The 19,211-nt window shown below is 59.5% G+C and carries 17 protein-coding genes; 11 read left to right on the top strand and 6 right to left on the bottom strand.

The features are described from left to right. Positions 1-13: 13 nt before the first annotated feature. Entirely contained in the window at positions 14-1,180 is a 1,167-nt protein-coding gene (locus tag HB676_RS15940) for a CoA transferase (protein WP_213738782.1), read from the bottom strand. Positions 1,181-1,294: 114 nt separating this feature from the next. Between HB676_RS15940 and HB676_RS15935 the strand changes: the two genes are divergently transcribed. The 8 genes from HB676_RS15935 (at position 1,295) to HB676_RS15900 (ending at position 10,622) form a co-directional block, all read left to right on the top strand. Next, the gene (locus HB676_RS15935; protein WP_213738781.1) at positions 1,295-2,074 is read left to right on the top strand and encodes an enoyl-CoA hydratase-related protein; all 780 of its coding nucleotides are present in this window, start codon (positions 1,295-1,297) and stop codon (positions 2,072-2,074) included. A gap of 12 nt (positions 2,075-2,086) precedes the next feature. After that, positions 2,087-4,105, top strand: a complete 2,019-nt coding sequence (locus HB676_RS15930; RefSeq protein ID WP_213738780.1) for a hydantoinase/oxoprolinase family protein — start codon at positions 2,087-2,089, stop codon at positions 4,103-4,105. A gap of 14 nt (positions 4,106-4,119) precedes the next feature. Further along, positions 4,120-6,174: a hydantoinase B/oxoprolinase family protein gene (locus HB676_RS15925; RefSeq protein ID WP_213738779.1), complete on the top strand. Its 2,055-nt coding sequence runs from the start codon at positions 4,120-4,122 to the stop codon at positions 6,172-6,174. Next, positions 6,171-7,091 (top strand): NAD(P)-dependent oxidoreductase, encoded by a 921-nt coding sequence (locus HB676_RS15920; protein ID WP_213738778.1) that lies wholly within the window; start codon positions 6,171-6,173, stop codon positions 7,089-7,091. The genes HB676_RS15925 and HB676_RS15920 overlap by 4 nt, the downstream gene beginning before the upstream one ends. Continuing rightward, positions 7,088-7,828, top strand: a complete 741-nt coding sequence (locus HB676_RS15915; protein ID WP_213738777.1) for an SDR family oxidoreductase — start codon at positions 7,088-7,090, stop codon at positions 7,826-7,828. The genes HB676_RS15920 and HB676_RS15915 overlap by 4 nt, the downstream gene beginning before the upstream one ends. Before the next feature lie 133 nt (positions 7,829-7,961). Next, complete coding sequence (locus HB676_RS15910) at positions 7,962-8,762, top strand: ABC transporter ATP-binding protein (RefSeq protein ID WP_213738776.1); 801 nt, start codon at positions 7,962-7,964, stop codon at positions 8,760-8,762. Beyond that, complete coding sequence (locus HB676_RS15905; protein ID WP_213738775.1) at positions 8,759-9,589, top strand: ABC transporter permease; 831 nt, start codon at positions 8,759-8,761, stop codon at positions 9,587-9,589. The genes HB676_RS15910 and HB676_RS15905 overlap by 4 nt, the downstream gene beginning before the upstream one ends. 67 nt (positions 9,590-9,656) lie before the next feature. Further along, complete coding sequence (locus HB676_RS15900) at positions 9,657-10,622, top strand: ABC transporter substrate-binding protein (protein WP_213738774.1); 966 nt, start codon at positions 9,657-9,659, stop codon at positions 10,620-10,622. A 3-nt stretch (positions 10,623-10,625) separates the two neighbouring features. On the opposite strand, the gene HB676_RS15895 is transcribed toward HB676_RS15900, so the two are convergent. Beyond that, entirely contained in the window at positions 10,626-11,741 is a 1,116-nt protein-coding gene (locus tag HB676_RS15895; protein WP_213738773.1) for an enolase C-terminal domain-like protein, read from the bottom strand. Positions 11,742-11,914: 173 nt separating this feature from the next. On the opposite strand from HB676_RS15895, the gene HB676_RS15890 reads away from it, so the two are divergent. Continuing rightward, complete coding sequence (locus tag HB676_RS15890) at positions 11,915-12,718, top strand: NAD-dependent protein deacetylase (RefSeq protein ID WP_213738772.1); 804 nt, start codon at positions 11,915-11,917, stop codon at positions 12,716-12,718. A gap of 88 nt (positions 12,719-12,806) precedes the next feature. Here the strand turns inward: HB676_RS15890 and HB676_RS15885 are convergent, their stop codons facing one another. From HB676_RS15885 to dctP, 4 genes are read right to left on the bottom strand one after another with little or no spacing between them, the layout of a single operon-like run. Then, positions 12,807-13,649 (bottom strand): phosphoenolpyruvate hydrolase family protein, encoded by an 843-nt coding sequence (locus tag HB676_RS15885; RefSeq protein ID WP_213738771.1) that lies wholly within the window; start codon positions 13,647-13,649, stop codon positions 12,807-12,809. Between the two features lie 33 nt (positions 13,650-13,682). Further along, the gene (locus HB676_RS15880) at positions 13,683-14,957 is read right to left on the bottom strand and encodes a Tm-1-like ATP-binding domain-containing protein (protein WP_213738770.1); all 1,275 of its coding nucleotides are present in this window, start codon (positions 14,955-14,957) and stop codon (positions 13,683-13,685) included. 23 nt (positions 14,958-14,980) lie between these two features. Further along, positions 14,981-15,907 (bottom strand): 2-dehydropantoate 2-reductase, encoded by a 927-nt coding sequence (locus HB676_RS15875; RefSeq protein ID WP_213738769.1) that lies wholly within the window; start codon positions 15,905-15,907, stop codon positions 14,981-14,983. 54 nt (positions 15,908-15,961) lie between these two features. Next, positions 15,962-17,059 (bottom strand): TRAP transporter substrate-binding protein DctP, encoded by a 1,098-nt coding sequence (dctP, locus tag HB676_RS15870; protein WP_213738768.1) that lies wholly within the window; start codon positions 17,057-17,059, stop codon positions 15,962-15,964. 84 nt (positions 17,060-17,143) lie between these two features. On the opposite strand from dctP, the gene HB676_RS15865 reads away from it, so the two are divergent. Further along, positions 17,144-18,274 (top strand): mandelate racemase/muconate lactonizing enzyme family protein, encoded by a 1,131-nt coding sequence (locus HB676_RS15865; RefSeq protein WP_213738767.1) that lies wholly within the window; start codon positions 17,144-17,146, stop codon positions 18,272-18,274. Between the two features lie 36 nt (positions 18,275-18,310). Further along, positions 18,311-18,994: an FCD domain-containing protein gene (locus HB676_RS15860; protein WP_213738766.1), complete on the top strand. Its 684-nt coding sequence runs from the start codon at positions 18,311-18,313 to the stop codon at positions 18,992-18,994. Positions 18,995-19,211 lie beyond the last annotated feature (217 nt).

Raw genomic sequence — 19,211 nt, 5'->3', positions numbered from 1 at the left:
TCCCGGGTTTGACCTAGCGATCCAGCTTGGAAGCAACGCCAGTATTCAAGGCAGCAAGAATTTCGTCGGAATGTTCACCAAGACGCGGTGCTGCGCCAAGCACCGCACCGGGAGTTTCAGATAGTTTGGCGACGACACCAAGGGTTTTCATGCGTCCGGCCGTTGGATGATCAACTTCTGCTACCATTTCGCGCGCCAGCACATGAGGGTCCGTCAGTATCTCGTCCGATGCAAGTACCGGGCCGCAGGGTATGCCGGCTCGGTCCATGGCTTCAAGCCAGTAGGATGAAGCCTGCTGCCGTACTTTTTCCCCGAGGATTCCGACGAGCAGGGCATTGTTCAGTACCCTGTCGGCATTGGTGATAAAGCGGGGATCGGTTTTCAACTGCGGCAAATTGACGAGATCACACAGCGTTTCCCAGAAATTCTGCTGCGCCGCTCCAATCGTGATCCATCCGTCGCGTGTCTGGAATACTTCGTAGGGTGAACTGCCGCGGTGTGACTGTCCGAGACGAGGAGGCCGTTCATCCGTGGCGAAGACGTGCGCAGCTTCGTAAACGCCGAATGAAATCGCGGAATCGAGCAGTGCGACGTCAACCTGCTGTCCCTTGCCGGACTGATGCCGCGCCTGGACCGCACATAAAATCCCGAACGCCAGATGCACGCCCGCGGCGACATCGGAAATCGCGATTGGAAGCCGAAAGGGTGGACCGTCCTTGGGCCCGCACGAACTCATCAGTCCGGACATTCCTTGCGTGATGAGATCGAACCCCCCTTTGGGGCTATATGGTCCGGTCTGCCCGAAACCGGAGATCGAGCCCAGGATCAGGCGTGGATTGCGTTCCGACAATACTTCGTAGGACAAGCCAAGCCGTGCCAGCGTTCCCGGGCGATAATTCTCGATCAAGATGTCGGCCTGGTCGATCAACTCCAGGATCGCGGCCTTGCCGAATTCGGATTTCAGATCGAGGACGATCGAACGCTTGTTTCGGTTCCAGAGCATGAACGGTGCGCTCTCGCCCGAAACGTAAGGCGGCATGCCGCGCGCCTCATCGCCACCATTCGGTTTTTCGATCTTGACGACATCGGCGCCATGATCGGCCAGCAGCATTCCGCAATAAGGTCCCGACAAATGGCTCGATAGATCGAGAACTTTAAGCCCGTCCAGTGCGCCTGCCATATTTGGGTCGATCGGATTCAATTTTGTACATTGTACACCAAATGAGAATGTTTCATAATGCGACTGCCAAGGCAAGATTATCTTTGATCACGGCTGAAAAGAGAGATTTGCTGCGTGTCTGACGACGTTCTGGTTACGCTGGAAGATGGAGTTGCGACCGTCACGCTCAATCGCCCGCAAAAAAGAAATGCCGTCAGCCTTGCGATGTGGCGGCGCATCGAACGTATTTTCATCGACCTCCAAAAAAATTCCGGCGTTCGCGCCGTGATCCTGACGGGCACCGGTGGAAATTTCTGCGCCGGCGCTGATATTTCGGAATTTGGCGAGGTTCGCTCGGATGTCGCATCCGGCCGTGTCTACGAGGACGCGACCGAGGCGGCGACGATTGCCATTCGCGATTTTCCGCTTCCGACGATCGCCGCCGTGTCCGGCTATGGTGTCGGAGGCGGATGCGGCCTTGCGCTCGCGTGTGATTTTCGCGTGGGCGATTCAAGCACGCGAATGGGTATTCCCGCAGCGCGGCTGGGTATCATCTATTCGGCACTGGATTGTGGTCTGCTTTATCGCGCGGTTGGTCTTGCCAACGCCAAGCGCGTTCTGTTCACCGGCCGTTTTTTCCCGCTCGACGCGTGCGTTGGCATGGGCCTGATCAATAACGTGCATGCACAGGACGCGCTGACCGGCGCGCGCGAGATAGCCCAGGAGTTGCGGACCAACGCTCCGCTGTCGCTGCGCGGGTCCAAGCTGGTGCTTGAAGCGCTGGATGCGCACCGGATCGATGAGAAAGAGGCCGAGATCCACGCCCTTATCGATAGTGCCCTGGAAAGTGCAGACTACCGGGAGGGCGCGCGGGCTTTTCTGGAAAAGCGTTCGCCCGTGTTCGTTGGGCGCTGAGGGGTATTTTGCATGAGCTGGCTCGGGGTAGACGTCGGCGGAACGTTTACGGATCTCGTTCTGTTTGACCGTGTTTCCGGCAGCTTGAGAATCCTGAAGACACCATCGACGCCGCGCAACCAGTCCGACGGAATCCTCACCGGCATGGGATTGCTCGGCATCGACATGTCGGGGCTGGAACGGTTCGTTCACGGCACCACGGTTGCGACCAACACCGCGCTGGAACGCGACGGGGCGTCACTGGCGGTCCTGACGACGACAGGCCACAAGGATGTGCTGATCGTCGGCCGCGGCAACCGCATGGCGATGTATAATATAAAGGCGCCGCCGATCCGCCCGTTGCTGCCCAGGTCTCGTTGTTTCGAGATCGACGAGCGCATAATGGCGGATGGAACGGTGCTCAGGCCGCTGGACGAGGCGCAAGTCGAGCGTGTCGCCGATGATCTGATCAAGGCCGGCGTCGAAGCCGTCGCGATCTGTTTTCTCCACGCTTACGCCAATCCCGATCATGAACGGCGGTGTGCCGCCATTATTGCCCGGCGAATGCCAAACGCGGTCGTGACGACTTCGGCCGAAGTGCTGTCCGAGTATCGCGAATATGAGCGATTTTCCACCACGGCGCTGAATGCCTATGTGGCGCCCCGGATGAAGAAATACATCGGAGATTTGCGTACCCGGCTTTTGCAGGCAGGTTCGCTGGCTCCGCTCTCGATCATGACATCGAATGGCGGGGCGTTGCCGGCGCCGCTCGTCGAGGCGCTTCCGGTTCTGTCCATGCTATCCGGTCCTGCCGCCGGCGTGATCGCAGCCGGGCATATTGGAGCCATGGCGCGCTATCCTGATCTCATCACATGCGACATGGGCGGGACGTCGACGGATGTTTGTCTGGTCCGCGGCGGCGAATATGGCATGACGACGGAGGGCAGGGTAGGTGCCTTTCCGATCAAGATCCGCCAGATCGACATCAATACCATCGGCGTCGGCGGCGGCAGCATTGCATCGCGTTCATCCGGCGGCTTCCTGACCGTCGGGCCGCGCTCAGCCGGTGCGTTTCCAGGGCCGGCCAGTTTCGGCCGGGGCGGGACTGAACCCACGCTGAGTGACGCCAATGTCGTACTGGGACGCTTGCGTCTGGATCGCCCTCTCGGTGGCGAAATCAGGCTCGATAAACAGGCCGCGTTAAAATCGATTGGCGAACTCGCGGAGGCGATCGGCATTACGACCATTGAGATGGCCGAAGGCATTCTGCGCATCGCTGCGGTTTCGCTCGCCGGTGCGATCAAGGAGGTTTCGGTCATGCGCGGGATTGATCCCCGGGATTTCGCGCTGTTGCCGTTCGGTGGCGCGGGCTCGCTTCACGCTGCCGAGGTAGCGGACGAATTGGGCATGCGAACCGTCGTCGTCCCACCCTTGCCAGGCAATTTCTCGGCCCTGGGACTTCTCCTTGCAGATTCCCGCCGGGATTTCGTCAAGACTCATCTTTCGCGCACCAGCGAAACCGGTGTTCAGGACGTCCGCCAGCGCTTCAAGGAACTGATATCCGCGGGCGAGAAGGAATTATCCGAGGGATCTGCCGGGTCGCAGGGGCGGCAATATCTGGCGAGTCTCGATATGCGTTACTCCGGGCAATCGTTCGAATTGTCGGTTTCCTGCCCGCTCGACGTTGCCGACATGGAAACGATCGAGAAAAAATTCGGCGAAGTATATGCGGCGCGATATGGCGCGACCACGAAAGCGCCGATTGAGATCGTCAGTTACCGGATCGCGATCTGGCAGATTTCAGAAAAGCCTGTTTTATCGCCACCGGAAAGCAGCGGGCGTTCGATCGAGACCGCGATCACGGGACAGGCTGCCGTTATCTTTGGCGGTATCTCTCATGACGTGCCTATTTATCAGCGCGAACTGCTTCCGCCCGCAACAAGGTTTCCGGGGCCTGCATTGGTGGAAGAAGACGGTTCGTCGACGGTCGTCCCGCCGGGCTGGGACGCGATGCTGGATCACGTCGGCTGTTTGGTTCTGAACCGGGCGTAGGGAGTTTTTAGATCGTGGTGATTGATCCCATTACACTCGAAGTGCTGAGCCAGGCGCTGATCTCGACGGTCAGGGAAATGCGCGCGACAGTGTGCCGGACAGCAAGTTCGGTTGCGATTTATGACGCAAAGGATTTCTCGTGCGGGCTGTTCGCCCCTGATAGCCAGGTGGTGGCGCAGTCCGAGGATATCGGATCTCACGTCGTGCCGCTGCCCTGGTCGGTACGTTCGGCGATGGAGAAACTGGGATCCGGGCTTGCGCCGGGCGACGTGATTCTCGTCAACGATCCCTATTCCGGAGGCACCCATCTCAACGACGTCACGGTGATATATCCGATCTTCAAGGATGGGAAATTGATATTTTTCCCGGCGGTGCGCGCGCATTGGGCGGATGTGGGTGGCATGGTTCCCGGCAGTATGTCGGGCAAGGCGACGGATATCTACCAGGAAGGTATCCGTATTCCGCCGATCAAGATCATCGAAGGCGGAAAAACCAACGAAGCCGCACTCGAATTGATGATGTCCAATATGCGCGTGCCCGAGGAGCGGCTCGGCGATCTCAACGCCAGTTTCGCATCGTGCCGGGTGGCCGAGAAACGCATCCTTGAGATCTGCGACCGTTACGGCATCGATCAGCTTATGGAGGCCGTTCGCCTGGATATGGATCGTGCTGAAGCCCGGATGCGGGCCAGCATCGATCGGCTTCCGAACGGGACCTATTATTACGAGGACTATCTCGAGACGTTCATGGGCGGAAAGTTTGAGCCGCTGCTGCTGCCGCTCGCATTGACGATACGAGACGATCGCATGATTGCCGATTTCACCGGCGCCTCCACGCAAGTACCGTTTCCCGTCAACTCGACGGCGGCTGTTTCCGCGGCTTCGGTCTTCATCGCCGTCAAATCGGTATTCGATCCTGCCGCCCCGCTTAACCAGGGCTCGTTCCGGCCTATCGAGGTGATTACGCCGCCCGGTACCATTGTGAATGTCCAGCGTCCCGCGCCCGCCGGATCGCATGGCGAGATCCGCAAACGCGTGATCGCCACCATGATCGGCGCGCTGTCGCAGGTCGCTCCGTCGCAGGTGGCCGGAGATCTCTGCCGCACCTCGTTTCATAACCTTCTCGGTGGCTTCGATACCCGGGCAAAGCGCGAATGGGTCCATTACGAATGGTCGGCCGGCGGCAACGGTGCGTTTGCCGAAGATGACGGGCCAAGCGTGATGGCGCCGATCGACTGGGGCGATCTCGTGACTGTGCAGTCGACGGAAGTCATGGAATTGCGTATGCCGCTGCTGGTCGAAAGTTCGCGTCTGGCAATCGATTCAGGCGGCGCCGGGCGCACGCGTGGCGGGCTGGCGATGCAGCGCGGATTGCGGGTGCTCGCGCCGGAGGCGCGTTACTCGTTGCTGGCGGATGGCGCTGTGGTGCCGGCGTTTGGCGTGCTCGGCGGCATGTCGGGTTTTCCCGTCGGCGCCTGGATCGACCGGGACGGCGAGATCGAAGACTTCGACAGCCCCGGAAAAATTTCGGGCCACCACGTCGAAGAGCGCGCCATGGTGATGATCCGTTCCGCAGGTGGGGGCGGATACGGCGATCCGCTCGAGCGAGATCCCGAACGCGTCGCGGCCGATGTCGAAGAGGGATATGTCTCCGAACAGGCCGCCCGTCAATTGTATGGCGTGGTTTTAAGACCTGACGGAAGCGCCGATGCGGCCGCCAGTGACCGCGCCCGGCAACGCCTGCGGGGACTTCGCTTTCACATCGCGACGGTTGCGGCGGCGGATTCGTTCGAAGCCGGCGCGGTAAGCCGCCGCCGTGTCATCAGGCTGAATCCCCGTGATGCAGCGGCGATTGGCGTTATTGAGGACGAGTTGATCGAGATGGATGCGGGCGTTGCTGCTTCCTTGCGGGGATGGGTCCGGATCGATTCGAATGTTCCAAAAGGATGTCTCCCGATCGATGAGCGAGCGTGCGCGATCATGAAGATCAAGGTTGGCGACAAGGTGGAACTGCGCCGGATATTAAGTTCGGTTCGTCCGCGCGTCCTGTTCGCGGATGCCGCGGAATGACCGGCGATACAATCCTTGTCACGGGGGTGAGCGGATTGATCGGCGGCGCGGTCGCCCGGCGGCTCTCCTTGGCGGGACGCCGGATTGTCGCAAGCGACATAGTCCCTTTGACCGAGCGCGATTATCCGGTGGTCGAACATGATCTGGGGGATCAAGCGCGGTGGCTTGATATCATCGACCGGTTCGGTGTTTCAAAAGTCGTGCATGCCGGGGGCATATCGGGCCCGATGTTATTACAGGGGCAGCCGGCGCGGATTTGCGAAATCAACCTGCAGGGCCTCACCGGCCTTCTTGAGGCCGCGCGGGTTCGCGGTCTCGCACGCATTGTCTGGTTTTCTTCCATTACGGCTTACGGCAATCGCCCGGACCTCGCGCCCGTCGATGAGGAAACGCCGTTGCATCCGACCACGATCTATGCGGCGACAAAAGCTGCGGGGGAAGCATTGCTCGCGGGCTATTTTCACGAGTACGGGGTCGACAGCGTCGCGCTTCGGGTCGCCTCGTGTTACGGTCCGGGACGCACCAGCGCTTGCCTGATCCGAACGATCGTGGAGGATGCGCTGGCCGGTCGCACCACAAGAGTGAGGCAAACCCGGGAGAGCCGCCAGCATATCTTCATCGAGGACGTGGCCGATGCGGTGATTGCGGCGCTGGACAAGAAAACCTTGTCGCAGCGTGTATTCAACATCGGCCCGGGCCGAATGCAGAGCCTTGACGAGATCGTTGCAGGCATATGCGAGGTCGTGCCGGCGGCGAAAGTGGAACTGCATGATGACGGATTGGCTTGGAATACGTTTGGCATCGGACCGATGAAGGTCGATGCGGCCCGCAACCATCTCGGTTTTGAACCTCGAACAACCATAGCCCATGGGGCGCAGCAAACCCGCCTCTGGCTGGAGCAGCGAAATCTGACATGAGCCTTGCCAAGGATTTTGATTTCAAAGGTCAACGTGCGCTCGTGACCGGAGCAGCCAACGGCTTTGGCGCCGCCATCGCTACACTTTTGGCCGAACACGGCGCCTCGCTGGTGCTCGCCGATTGCGAGGAGGACACGCTAAAGGCCATCGCCGGCCGTCTGAATGCCGAGTGCCACGTCTATGATCAAGGTGACGCAGCCTCGGTTGATCGCCTGATCGCGAACGCCGGTGCGATCGACATCCTGATGAATTGCGCGGGCATCCTGGTGGCGAAGCCGGTGCTCGAAACGTCGGTCGACGAAGTTCGCAAATTGTTCGACGTGGATTTTCTTGGCGTATTCCAGCTCATGAAGGGTATCGGAAGCGGCATGGTGAAGCGGCGTCGCGGCGTCGTGGTGTCAATCGGCTCCCAAACGGCTTTTTGCGGCGCCGAAGGCAGAGGGCTTTATGCTGCCGCCAAATCGGCTGTTTCGCAATTGACGCGCGCCGCTGCGGTAGAGTGGGGGCCGCACAATGTGCGGGTGGTTTGCCTGGCGCCCGGCCGATCGCTGACACGAATGACGATTGAAACGGTCAAAGCGGATAATAAGAGCGATCGCGGGATCGCCCGCGTGCCGCTTGGGCGTTGGGGAACGCCCGAAGAGATCGCCAAGCTGGCGGTTTTTCTCGCCTCCGACGCCGCCGGTTATGTGACGGGCGAGACGTTGATTGCCGATGGAGGTTTTGTGCTGGGTTGAACGATTTTCGGCACATCGTCCAGAATCTGGCACGCAGGTTGCTGGTGCATCGAGGCTGAGTTTCTGTTTGACTTGCCATCCAGGGGGTCCTGACCCGTTGATGTGACAGGTTTGCGAATATTCGAGGTTGAGGATGGCGTTGCCGTTTATCAGTCTGCAAGATGTGACCAAGTCTTTCGTGGGTCAAAAGGGACGCACGTCAACCGCTATCGCCAATTTCTCGCTCGATATGGAGCGTGGGGACTTCCTGTGCCTGTTGGGCCCCTCAGGCTGCGGCAAGACCACGGTACTCGGCATGCTTGCAGGCTTCGAGCAACCGACGGCCGGCGAAATTCTGCTCGACGGCAAGCCGGTGCGAGGTCCCGCGCGTGATCGCGGCGTGGTCTTTCAAGGTGAGGATTCTCTGTATCCCTGGCTGACGGCCCTCGACAATATAGCCTTTGGGCCTCGCATGTCGGGCCGGCCGACGCGTGAATGGCGCGCGCGTTCCCTGGAATTCCTTAATATGGTTGGCTTGTCGGGGCAGGGTGACAAGTATCCTTCCGAGCTTTCTGGCGGAATGAAGCAACGCATTCAGATCGCCCGTGCGTTGGCGAACGAACCCAAAATGCTCCTGATGGATGAGCCTTTCGGTGCCCTCGACGCGCAAACACGTTCCATCATGCAGCAGGAATTGCGCCGGATATGGCTCGCGACAAATACTTCAATTCTCTTCATCACGCATGACGTCGATGAGGCGATCATCCTGGGCAGCAAAATCGGTGTGATGACGGCGGGGCCCGGCGGCACGCTCAAAGGCATCGTTCCGGTGAATCTTGCCGGCGACCGTAATCGCAAGGATCCGGCCTACACCGAAATTTATTCGACAGTGCATGACATGATACGGGAAGAAGTAGCCAAGGCATCCCGGGTTTCCGCCGGAGCGGCAGCATGACGCTGATACATCCAGGTCAGGTGGTGCAGCCGGCGGCTGTGAACGTTACAAGCCGGTCCCGTCGGGCATTGCGGAATCTCGGCTCGTTCGTTCCGCATTTGATCGGATTTGCGACGTTGTTCCTGGCCTGGCATGTCGCTTCGACCTATCTGGTCCGCTCCGTGCTTTTTCCGGCGCCTTTGGTCGTTTTTTCCAAGGCGATGAAATTGGCAGCCGATGGATCGCTGTTTGAGAATATCTTTGCCAGCCTTCGGCGTATCGCCATCGGGTTTTTTGCGGGATCGGCCATCGGCATCCCGGTCGGGCTCGCGATCGGGAGTTTTCCGCTCGTGCGCAAGCTTCTCGAGCCCTGGACCGAGTTTCTCAGATTCATTCCGTCAGTCGCGATGATCACGATCGCGGTCATCTGGTTCGGCATCGGGGAAGAATCCAAGATATTCCTGATCATCTACACAACGATATTCATCGTCATTCTCAACACGGCGGCCGGCGTCAGCGCAATCGCGCCAAACAAGATTCGCGCCGCGCAGGTTCTCGGCGCGAGCCGCTGGCAGATTTTCGCTTATGTCGGCCTGCCTGCGACCGTGCCGTTCATTTTAACGGGCATGCGCCTCGCCATGGCAAATTCCTTTACGACGATCGTCGCGGCCGAAATGATATCGGCGAATGAGGGACTCGGCGTCATGCTTTGGAACGGGCGAATGTATATGCTCGTCGATGAGATATTTGTCTCGCTGGTTTGTCTGGGCCTTCTGGGATTCGGCGCGGATCGCCTGTTCCGGTGGGGCATTTTTCGTTTCGCGCGGCGGTTTTCGCCGGCAGCTTGATGGGGTTATCGCTGGGCTGCCTGCCTCCAGCTAACACCGGCGCTGGCCGGAAAACAGGAGAGATCAAATGAGGTACACTTCGTTTCTGGCGTTTTGTCTCGCCATTGCCGTGCAGACGCAGGGCTGTTTCGCTGCATCCACCAAGATGACGATCGCCACCGGCGTCGATCCCAGTTTCTCCGCTTATTACGTCGCCAAGAGTGCCGGCATTTTCGAGAAAAACGGCCTCGACGTGCAGGTGAATACGGGGCCCAGCGGATCGGCCATGGTCGCGTATGTGATTCAAAACCAGGTTCAGTCTGCCTTCGGTGCCGAGGCTGCCGGCATTCAAAATCACAACATCGATCCGAATGTCGTCGTCGCTGCCGAAGGCGTCCTGATGTTGAAGTGGTACGGTCTGGTCGCGCGGGATTATACGTCGCTGGATCAGTTGAAAGGCAAGAAGATCGGAGTGGCGAAGGGATCGGGCAGCGAAGTATTCTGGCTGGCCATGGTCGAGAAGCTCAAGCTCAACCCCAGTGATTTCAAGATCATTCAGGTTGAGGCACCCGAGATGGTAGCCGCGCTGGAGCGCCATGACATCGATGCATTTACGTCGTGGGAACCGTGGCTTACGCGTGCTGTCGATTCAATTCAAAATACCAGGCTGCTGCAAAGCAACGAAGGCATCATGAGCCCGCGGGTTTATATCTACCTGAACCGGGGATGGGCCGAGAAGAATCCGGCTGCCGCGGAAGCGTTCATGCGCTCGATGGTGGAGGCAACCGATCTCATCAACAAGGATCCCGCCAAGGCCTCGGCGATGGTCGCGAGCTTTCTCAAGCTGGACAAGGAACTAACGGATAGCCTGATGAAAAAGCTGCGGTTCGACGTTCGGCTCGATGACGACTCGCTGACAAATTTTGTGACGATTCAGGAGCAATTGAAAGGTCTCGGGAAGCTGGCCAAGCCGATCGACTTCAAGCAGTTCATCGACTCCGATTACCTCAAACAGGTCCGTCCCGATTCCGTCACCTTCACCGCTGCGAAGTAACCATCAGCAGGCGAGCGCCGCAATCCGGCGCTCGTCGACGGTTACGCCGAGGCCCGGGCCTGACGGGCAGTCGATCATGCCATCCACGCAAACCAGAGGATGATGCACGGGATCTTCAGCCAGCCATAGATGCCCAAGGCTGAGGCCCCAATCGACCTGGGGAATGGCGCAGGCGGCATGCACCATGGCGGCCGTTGCCAGGCTGGACTCCATCAGCATCGCTAAATTGACCGAAAGCCCCAGCGCGTCGCAAAGATGGCCGGCATTGACGACCGCCGATACGCCTCCGAGCTTGATGGACTTCAGGCTGGCGCCGCCGATGGCCTTGGCTTTGACATGGGCGAGCAGGTCGCCGGTACTGTGAATACTTTCATCCGCTCCGATCGGTATCGGGGAGGCCGCCGATACGGCTGCGATCCGCGATACGTCGCCGTTCCTGGTCGGTTGCTCGAGAAATGCGATGCCGTAGGGCGCGACCGATCGTGTAAAGCGAATCGACGTCTCGACATCCCAACCCATGTTTGCGTCGGCCGCGATCAATGCGTCAGGCCCCAGTGACTCGCGCAGCATTTTCAAGCACCTGATTTCAGCTTCGAGCGGCGCGACACCGACTTTCAATTTGAAGGCGGTAAAACCCTGCTGGCGAAGCCTGGTCGCTTCATCGACGTCCTGTTCAGGGTCGCCTGAACCGCCGATCAGCCAGAGCGGACGAACGCGGCGCCTGATGGCCCCGCCGAGCAGATCGACGGCGCTCACGTTGAGAATTCGGCCCGCGAGATCGAGCAGCGCAAGATCAACGGCTGTCAGCGCCCCCGTATTGCCGTACAAGCCGGCGCGAATTTCCTGCAGAATTGCTTTCCGATCCAGCGCGGAGCGGCCGATCAGGCGCGGCTCTATATAGTTTTCAATGATCGCTTGCATGCCCTGAAGCGTTTCACCGGACATGATGGGATTCGCAGGTGCCTCACCCCAACCCTCTTCGCCATTGGCGGAACGTAAGCGTATAAACAGCACCGGCCCGTCATCGATCCGGTAGGTTGACATCACCAGCGGCTTGCGAAGCGGCAGGCGGGCCGGATAGCAGTCGATCGACGTTATCTCGCTTGCTAAGTTAGGCATGTCGTTTTCGCCTTTTATCGTTGGCTTGGGTCAAGGCTTTTATCTTAAAATGGATAGTCACCTGATTAGTATGCAGTATGCAATACGCTGTTAGAATCGTGGTGCTTGCGCAGAATACCTGCATCTCGCAGCCGATGGTGGCAACTGGTTCAGAGACACACTAAATTCCGAACATGTACGACGAACTCAAAGCCTTCATCGACCGGCACCGGCGACTGTTCGTCCTGACCGGCGCCGGCTGCAGCGTTAATTCAGGTATTCCCGACTACCGCGATGCACACGGCGAGTGGAAGCGTACGCCGCCTGTCCGCTTCCAGGCATTCGTCGCCGACGAAGCGACCCGTCGCCGTTATTGGGCGCGCAGCATGATCGGCTGGCGGCGGTTCGGACAAGCCCGACCTAACGGGGCGCATCACGCCTTGGCCCGATTGGAGGCCAAGGGTCAATGCGAGATCCTCCTTACCCAAAACGTGGATCGGCTGCATCAGTCGGCCGGGAGCAGGGAGGTGATAGACCTGCATGGGCGCCTCGACCTTGTCCGTTGCATGGCATGTTTGGCGGCCGACCCACGTGCCCGTTTCCAGGATCGGCTGACCCGCCTCAACGCCTCTTGGAGCGACCTCGACGCGATCGCGTTGCCGGATGGTGATGCCGACCTGGACCATCTGGACTTCTCGGACTTTGTCGTGCCGCCTTGCGCGTTCTGCGGTGGCGTCTTGAAGCCGGACGTTGTTTTCTTCGGCGAAAACGTCCCGCGTGATCAGGTCGCCCTGGCGCATGAGCACCTCGAGAACGCCGACGCCATGCTCGTCGTGGGTTCGTCTCTCATGGTCTATTCCGGCTTTCGTTTCGCCCAGGCTGCCGCCCGCCGCGGCATACCTATAGCGGCCGTCAATTTGGGCAGGACGCGAGCCGATGATCTGCTGGCGCTCAAGGTGGAAGATCGCTGCGAGGAGGCTCTCTCGTTCCTGCTGTAACGCCGGAATTAAACGACATCGAGCACGCGCAGTCGATGAAAGCGAAAGGGCGAGCCTCTTAATGGGGAGCAGGGCCGTTTTGGTGCGGTTATTTGTTTCGGAATGAAATCGCCTTGAACGCGCGAACGGTGCCTGCGATAGCCGTTTCCACTGGCAGCCGTTCGATGCTCGACGCTCCCACAAAACCCTGCGCCGAGGTGCGTTCCATCACGTAGTTGACGTCGTCAGGACTTTCCATCGGGCCGCCATGGGCGAGCGCGATGACATGCGGGTTCACGGACCGTGCTGCGTCGATGATCTCCTGCGTCGTCCGGGCGGCGTCGTCCAGTGACATGGCAGCCTCTGCGCCGATCGTTCCACCGCTGGTGAGACCCACATGCGGTACGACGACATCGACGCCGGCGGCTGCCATGTCCCGGCTCTCGTCAACAGAGCGGACGTAACAGCAGGTGTAGAGACCTGCCTCGCGCGCCATTCCGATCATTTCGACCTCACGGGCAAAGCCGAGGCCAACGGCCTCGAAATCGCGCCGAATAGCCCCATCGAACCGTGAAACCGTTGGATAGTTGATCACGCCGGAAAACCCGACATCCTTGATTTGCGCGAGAAAACGCCGCATGTCGCGGGTCGGGTCGGTGCCACAGACACCCGCGATCACCGGTGTGTGTGCCACGGCGGGCAGCACATGCCTTTCGCCCAGTTCGAGAACGATGTCGTTGGCGTTGCCATACGGCATCAACCCGCTGATGGACGGCAATCCGTCCATGCGAAATTTTCCGCTGTTGTAGATGATGATAAGATCGATGCCTCCAAGCTCGGCGCATTTGGCCGACAGGCCATTGCCGGCTCCGCCGGCAATGATCGGGCTGCCCTTGGACAACGACGCACGCAGCCTTTCTTCGACTTGCTCTCTCGTGAACTGATGTCCCATGGGCTGCCTCATATCCTGTATGCGGTTTCGTGCTTAGTTAGACGGTTGATCCGATGCGAGCGCTTCAGACCGGCCATCTTGCAGTAACGTCAGCAATTGTGCGACGGCGGTCTCGGCACAAATCAGGTCGTTGATATTGGCGTCGAGGCGCAGGATGTCTGCGTGTCCGTTCAACGCCGTCGCCGCCGCGTCGATGAATGCGCGGTCGCTGTCGGGTTCATAAAACACGCCGCCTGTTCGATCGTATTCGGAAAATCCGCGCAACGGCAGGATAAGCACGGCCCGGCGCTTTGCCCGGGAGAGCTTTTCGCCGACCCAACGACCGAGCGTGGCATTTTCTTCGGCGGTGGTCCGCATCAGTGTCGTATTGGGGCTATGGGCATGAAGCCTGCGATGACGATATCGTTCCGGCACCGTATCGGACGTTGTGAAATTGACCATGTCGATGGCGCCCGGCAGCACTACTTGCGGAATGCCGAACTTGCCGGCTGCTTCAAGCCGCCCGGGACCGGCGCTGAGAAAGCCGCCGCAGAGCTCGTCAGCCAGCTCGGTGATGGTCAGGTCCAGCACGGCGTCGATGGCGCCTTGTGCGATCAGTTCTTCCATCGTGCGGCCGCCGGTGCCGTTGGCATGAAAAATCATCGTCTCGCAGCCATGCTGCGTGAGCAGGGCGTGGCAGCGCATCGCTGCTTCGGTCGTCACGCCGAACGCGGTGATGGCCACCGTGGGGCGGCTTTTGTCGTTCTGCCGATGTTCCTGGCTGGCGCCAATTTCCACCATGCCACAAATGGCTCCCGCGCCGTTGGCCAAGACACCGCGGATAATCGGATTCATCCCGACCAGATCGGTGACGGTGTTGACCATCGTGATGTCACGGGTGCCGACATAGCTCGCGGCCTTTGGCGTCGCAGCCATCGTCGAAATCATGACCTTGGGCAGGCCTACGGGAAGGGCTCGCATCGCCGCTGTCGCCACGGCGGTTCCAGATCCGCCGCCGAGGCCGAGAATGCCGTCCAGCTCTCCGGCGCGATACATCTGCATCACGACGGCTTCAGCGCCGGTCGACATGATCGCCAGCGCCTTGCCGCGATCTGCGGCCAGTGCCAGTTCGCCGATCTCCGAGCCCGCCGCACGGGCGAGCTCGGCGCGGGTCCTGTCGGCCGGGAGACCCGGTTCTCCCAGCACGCCAATATCGATCAGAATAACCCGATGCCCGCGGCCCTCGATCAGCGTCTTGACGCAAGCCGCATGCTCGCTCTTGGTGTCGAGCGTGCATAGGACCGCGATATGTTTGCGGTCATCCTTCATGCTTCGGATCACCCGGTTGGCGTTTAGCGGCCATTGCCCACGGCATGCAGGTTAAGCGCCATCATGACAGCGCGATGGCAGGGTGTCGGAACGCCGGTTTCTTCGCCGAGCTTGACCATGAGGCCGTTGAGCCATTCGAGTTCCAGCCGGTTGCCACGTTGCAAGTCGGTGTACATCGACCCCTGCGCCTCCACGGGCAGTTCGTCGATCTGCTCCAGCACATGCTCGGCATTGCTCGCGGCGATGTTGATGCCCTTGGCGCGCGCGATCGCCGTGCCTTCGCTGGCGAGCCCGACCAGCATCTGCCGTCCCCACAGGTCGCTGCGGATCGGTCCCTCGGTCGAGCGGCAAAAGGATGTTGCGCCGCTATGGGTCGTGATGAAGATGAATTTCATCCAGAGCGCGGCGAGCACGTCTTTTTCGATCAGGCTGTCGATTTTCGCGCGCTGGCATACCGCCAGAAAATTCTCGATGCGGGGCGTGCGCCGGTTATCGAGTTCGCCGAACCCGAGCGTACACCATTCGCCGAATTGCCGGATCACGCCCGGTTCGACGACGGTGACAGGCGTCGCGGCATAGCCGCCGATGACGTGCTGCGGGCCGAGCAATTCGGCCAGACGTCCTTCGGCATAGATTCCGTTCTGAAAAGAATAGACGGCGGTATCGGCCTTGAGCATCGGCTTGATCTGTTCGGCAGCCTTATCGAGATCCCAAAGCTTGACGCAGAACAGGATCATATCGACCGGCCCGACCGCTTTCGGGTCGGTCGCGATATGAATCTTTTCAATGAAGGCGTCACCGTGATGGCTGATGATCTTCAGGCCTTTCTCGCCCATCGCCTGAAGATGAGGGCTGCCTCGCCCGATGAAGTGCACTTCTTCGCCTGCGGCGACCAAACGTCCACCAAAATAAGAGCCGATGGCTCCGGCTCCCATCACCGCAATTTTCATTATGTCGCTCCGATTTGAATATGTGTAACTGTGAAAGACCCGACGTCCGGCTGATTAACCTTGGCGCCGTTTCTGCTCGCTTCTGAGGATGAAGCTATCCAGCGAAAATTCCGCGACATTGAACCAAAGCAGAATGTCCGACCGGAATTTCTTCCATGGCTCGTAGACCGTGCGGAAAGCTTCGTTTGTTTTGGCGATCTCTTCGTAATGGTCGAACGTCGTCTTCTCGCAGATCGCCAGGATTTCCTGCGGAAAAGGTTTGAGAATTGCGCCGGCCGCCACAAGGCGCTTGAGGGCGACTGGATTGCGCGCATCGTAGGCGGACACCATCCAGTTGTTGGCTTCGGCGCATGCGGTTTCCAGCGCGACCTGATAGGCCTTGGGCAGATTGTCCCAGTGCTGCTGATTGATGAAAACATTTGTCTGCGCGCAGGGATCCCACCAGCCCGGATAGTAGTAATATTTGGCGACCCGCACGAAGCCCAAACGCTCGTCGTCATAAGGGCCGATCCATTCGGCGGCATCGATCACGCCGCGTTCGAGCGACGGGTAGAGGTCGCCCGGAGCGATCTGCTGCGGTACGACGCCGAGCTTGGCAAGAATTTGCGCGCCGAGGCCTCCGACCCGCATCTTCAATCCGCGCAGGTCGTCGACGGTGTTGATCTCTTTGCGAAACCATCCGCCCATCTGCGCGCCGGTGTTGCCGGCCGGAAAATGCAGCACGCCGTATTTCTTGTAGAAGTTGCGCATCAAATCGAAGCCGCCGCCCTCGTTGACCCAGGCGGCCTGTTGCCGCGCGTTCAGCCCAAACGGCATCGCGGTATCGAAAGCAAACGTCGGATCCTTGCCGACATAGAAAAAGCTCGGCGTGTACCCGCATTCGACGGTGGCGTTCTGGACGGCATCCAGCACCTGAAGGGCAGGGACCAGCTCGCCGGCCGCGAATGGCATGATCTGGAAGTTGTTGTCGGTCAGCGCGGCGACCCTTTCCGAAACCCGAACCGTCGCGCCGTACAGGATGTCCAGATTCTTGGGAAAACTGGCCGCCATTCGCCATTTCACGACCGGTCTGGATTGTGCCACGGCGGGCGCGGCCAAAAACAGGGAGGCCGCACCCGCCACAGACGATTTGAGGAGTGTTCGCCGCTCCATGAATTCCTCCCATAATATTTATTTTTTGTAAGATTGTCGATTTTTGTGATAAATGTCAATTATGTTGGTTTACGGGGCCGTGCGATGAAAATCACCGACGTCAGGACGTATCTGCTCGAGAGTCCGCTTCAGCGGCCGTTCGCCTATTCAAGAGGGTGGGCCGATCGGCGAAGCGCGGTGCTTGTCGAAATATCGACCGACGATGGTTTGATCGGTTGGGGCGAAGCCTTCGGCCCCGGTCGCATGGCCATCGGCGCATTGAAACTGGTTCGACCGCTTCTGATCGGAGCCGATCCGCTCGCGATCGAAAAAATATGGGACGATCTCTACGGCCGCTTTCGCGATCATGGTTCGAAGGGACCGCTGATCGATGCGTTGAGTGCGATCGACATTGCGCTGTGGGACATCAAGGGCAAGCATTTCAAGCTGCCGGTGCATCGGCTGATGGGAGGGCCTTTACGCACCAGCGTGCCGGCTTACGCGAGCGGATTGTTTCGTTATCGCGATGGCGACATCGAAACCAATCTCGTCAAAGAGGCGGAGCGGCATCTGGCGCGCGGATTTCGCGCGATGAAAATGAAGGTAGGTTTCGGCGTCGAGGCCGACGCAAAGGCTGTCAAGACGGTGCGCAAGACCATCGGCTCCGACATTTCACTGATGATCGATGCCAACGGCGCCTACGACGCGGTCAATGCCATCCGCCTCGCGCATCGCATCGACGATTGCGACGTTGCCTGGTTTGAAGAGCCGGTCCCACCCGAAGACATTGAGGGTTATCTCGAGGTCAAGGCACGGCAACCGATTCCTGTCGCCGGCGGCGAGGCCGAGTTTACGCGCTTCGGCTTTCGCGACATTCTCGCACGGCGCGCGATGGATATCATTCAGCCTGATATCTGCGCCGCAGGCGGCTTCTCCGAATGCAAGAAGATTGCGGACATGGCTCACGCCTTCGGCATCAGGTGCAGCCCGCACACCTGGGGGACTGCGATTGCAATATCCGCCTCGCTACACTGGCTGGCGTTGCTTCCGAATACGACATCGGCGCTGTACCCGATCCCGCCCTTGCTGGAATGGGATTGCACCGAGCATGGCATCCGTGACGCGCTCCTGACCGATGCACTGCGGCCGGTAGATGGCGTCGCCAAAATTCCGGAAGCGCCGGGCCTTGGCGTGGAGATTGACCGCGAAGTGGTTCGAAAGTTTGAGATACAATGAGATGCAGGAATCACTGACTTCACGGAAACCGCCTCGATGATCAAAGCAGCCCAGCCGGACGATACAAGGAGCCTGACGGAATCGACGTATCGGCTGATTCGAAGCGATATCTTGTCCGGGTCCATTCAGCCCGAAAACAAGATGCAGATCATCGATCTCAGCCAGCGTCACGGCACCAGCGCCAGCGCGGTGCGTGAAGCGCTGTCCCGCCTGGTGTCCGAGAGCCTTGTCACGCTGGAGGTGCAGAAAGGCTTTCGCGCGGCGCCGATGTCGGTGCGCGAATTCCAGGAAATCACCGATTTGCGTATCATGCTTGAAATGCAGGCGATCCGCAGCGCGATCATGCTGGGTGGTGAGGATTGGGAAGCGGAAATCGTCGCCGCCTATTATCGTCTCGAACTCGCCGAAAAGAGAGTTGCCAGACAGGAGATCGAAGCCGCTATCGATTGGGAGGCAAGAAATCGCGACTTTCACGATGCGCTGGTCGGGGCTTGCGATTCGCAATGGCTGATGCGGCTTCGGGCGCTGCTGTACGATCACTCCACCCGGTATCGCAGCTATAGCCTGTCGACAGGGGCCATGAGGCGCGACAGCTCGCTCGAGCATCAATTGCTGCGCACCGCGGTTCTTGCCCGCAATACCGACGAAGCCTGCGCGCTCATCAAGAAGCATTTTCAGGCGACGCTGGATACCTACCGGTCGAGCGTGGAGTTATCATAACTCCAGCGCACGGTCGGGTCGGGAACGTCTTCGACATCCTGACGCGGTCGTCGTTTGCAGGTGAGCAAAGCGCATCGGTAACGATCGCGGACTGCGAGAAAGAATTTCGCTTTCATGACCGGTCCTGCCACTGCTCATGAAGCGCTCTTGACATCCTTTCCCGATCGGAAATAGCTTAGGTAACAACGTTACGCCAAGAACGTAACAATATAAAAGG

Origin of the sequence: Bradyrhizobium sp. dw_411 (assembly GCF_018449695.1) — a bacterium.
Taxonomy (GTDB): Bacteria; Pseudomonadota; Alphaproteobacteria; order Rhizobiales; family Xanthobacteraceae; genus Bradyrhizobium.
Note: the sequence above shows the minus strand (reverse complement) of the source record. Positions and strands in the feature narration are given on the sequence as shown.

Bases quoted from the DNA above. Each gene is read 5' to 3' on its own strand.
- HB676_RS15915 (WP_213738777.1), top strand. From the start codon at position 7,088: ATGAGCCTTGCCAAGGATTTTGATTTCAAAGGTCAACGTGCGCTCGTG.
- HB676_RS15885 (WP_213738771.1), bottom strand. From the start codon at position 13,649: ATGGGACATCAGTTCACGAGAGAGCAAGTCGAAGAAAGGCTGCGTGCG.
- HB676_RS15920 (WP_213738778.1), top strand. From the start codon at position 6,171: ATGACCGGCGATACAATCCTTGTCACGGGGGTGAGCGGATTGATCGGC.
- HB676_RS15865 (WP_213738767.1), top strand. From the start codon at position 17,144: ATGAAAATCACCGACGTCAGGACGTATCTGCTCGAGAGTCCGCTTCAG.
- HB676_RS15895 (WP_213738773.1), bottom strand. From the start codon at position 11,741: ATGCCTAACTTAGCAAGCGAGATAACGTCGATCGACTGCTATCCGGCC.
- HB676_RS15930 (WP_213738780.1), top strand. From the start codon at position 2,087: ATGAGCTGGCTCGGGGTAGACGTCGGCGGAACGTTTACGGATCTCGTT.
- dctP (WP_213738768.1), bottom strand. From the start codon at position 17,059: ATGGAGCGGCGAACACTCCTCAAATCGTCTGTGGCGGGTGCGGCCTCC.
- HB676_RS15890 (WP_213738772.1), top strand. From the start codon at position 11,915: ATGTACGACGAACTCAAAGCCTTCATCGACCGGCACCGGCGACTGTTC.
- HB676_RS15875 (WP_213738769.1), bottom strand. From the start codon at position 15,907: ATGAAAATTGCGGTGATGGGAGCCGGAGCCATCGGCTCTTATTTTGGT.
- HB676_RS15900 (WP_213738774.1), top strand. From the start codon at position 9,657: ATGAGGTACACTTCGTTTCTGGCGTTTTGTCTCGCCATTGCCGTGCAG.
- HB676_RS15940 (WP_213738782.1), bottom strand. From the start codon at position 1,180: ATGGCAGGCGCACTGGACGGGCTTAAAGTTCTCGATCTATCGAGCCAT.
- HB676_RS15880 (WP_213738770.1), bottom strand. From the start codon at position 14,957: ATGAAGGATGACCGCAAACATATCGCGGTCCTATGCACGCTCGACACC.
- HB676_RS15910 (WP_213738776.1), top strand. From the start codon at position 7,962: ATGGCGTTGCCGTTTATCAGTCTGCAAGATGTGACCAAGTCTTTCGTG.
- HB676_RS15860 (WP_213738766.1), top strand. From the start codon at position 18,311: ATGATCAAAGCAGCCCAGCCGGACGATACAAGGAGCCTGACGGAATCG.
- HB676_RS15905 (WP_213738775.1), top strand. From the start codon at position 8,759: ATGACGCTGATACATCCAGGTCAGGTGGTGCAGCCGGCGGCTGTGAAC.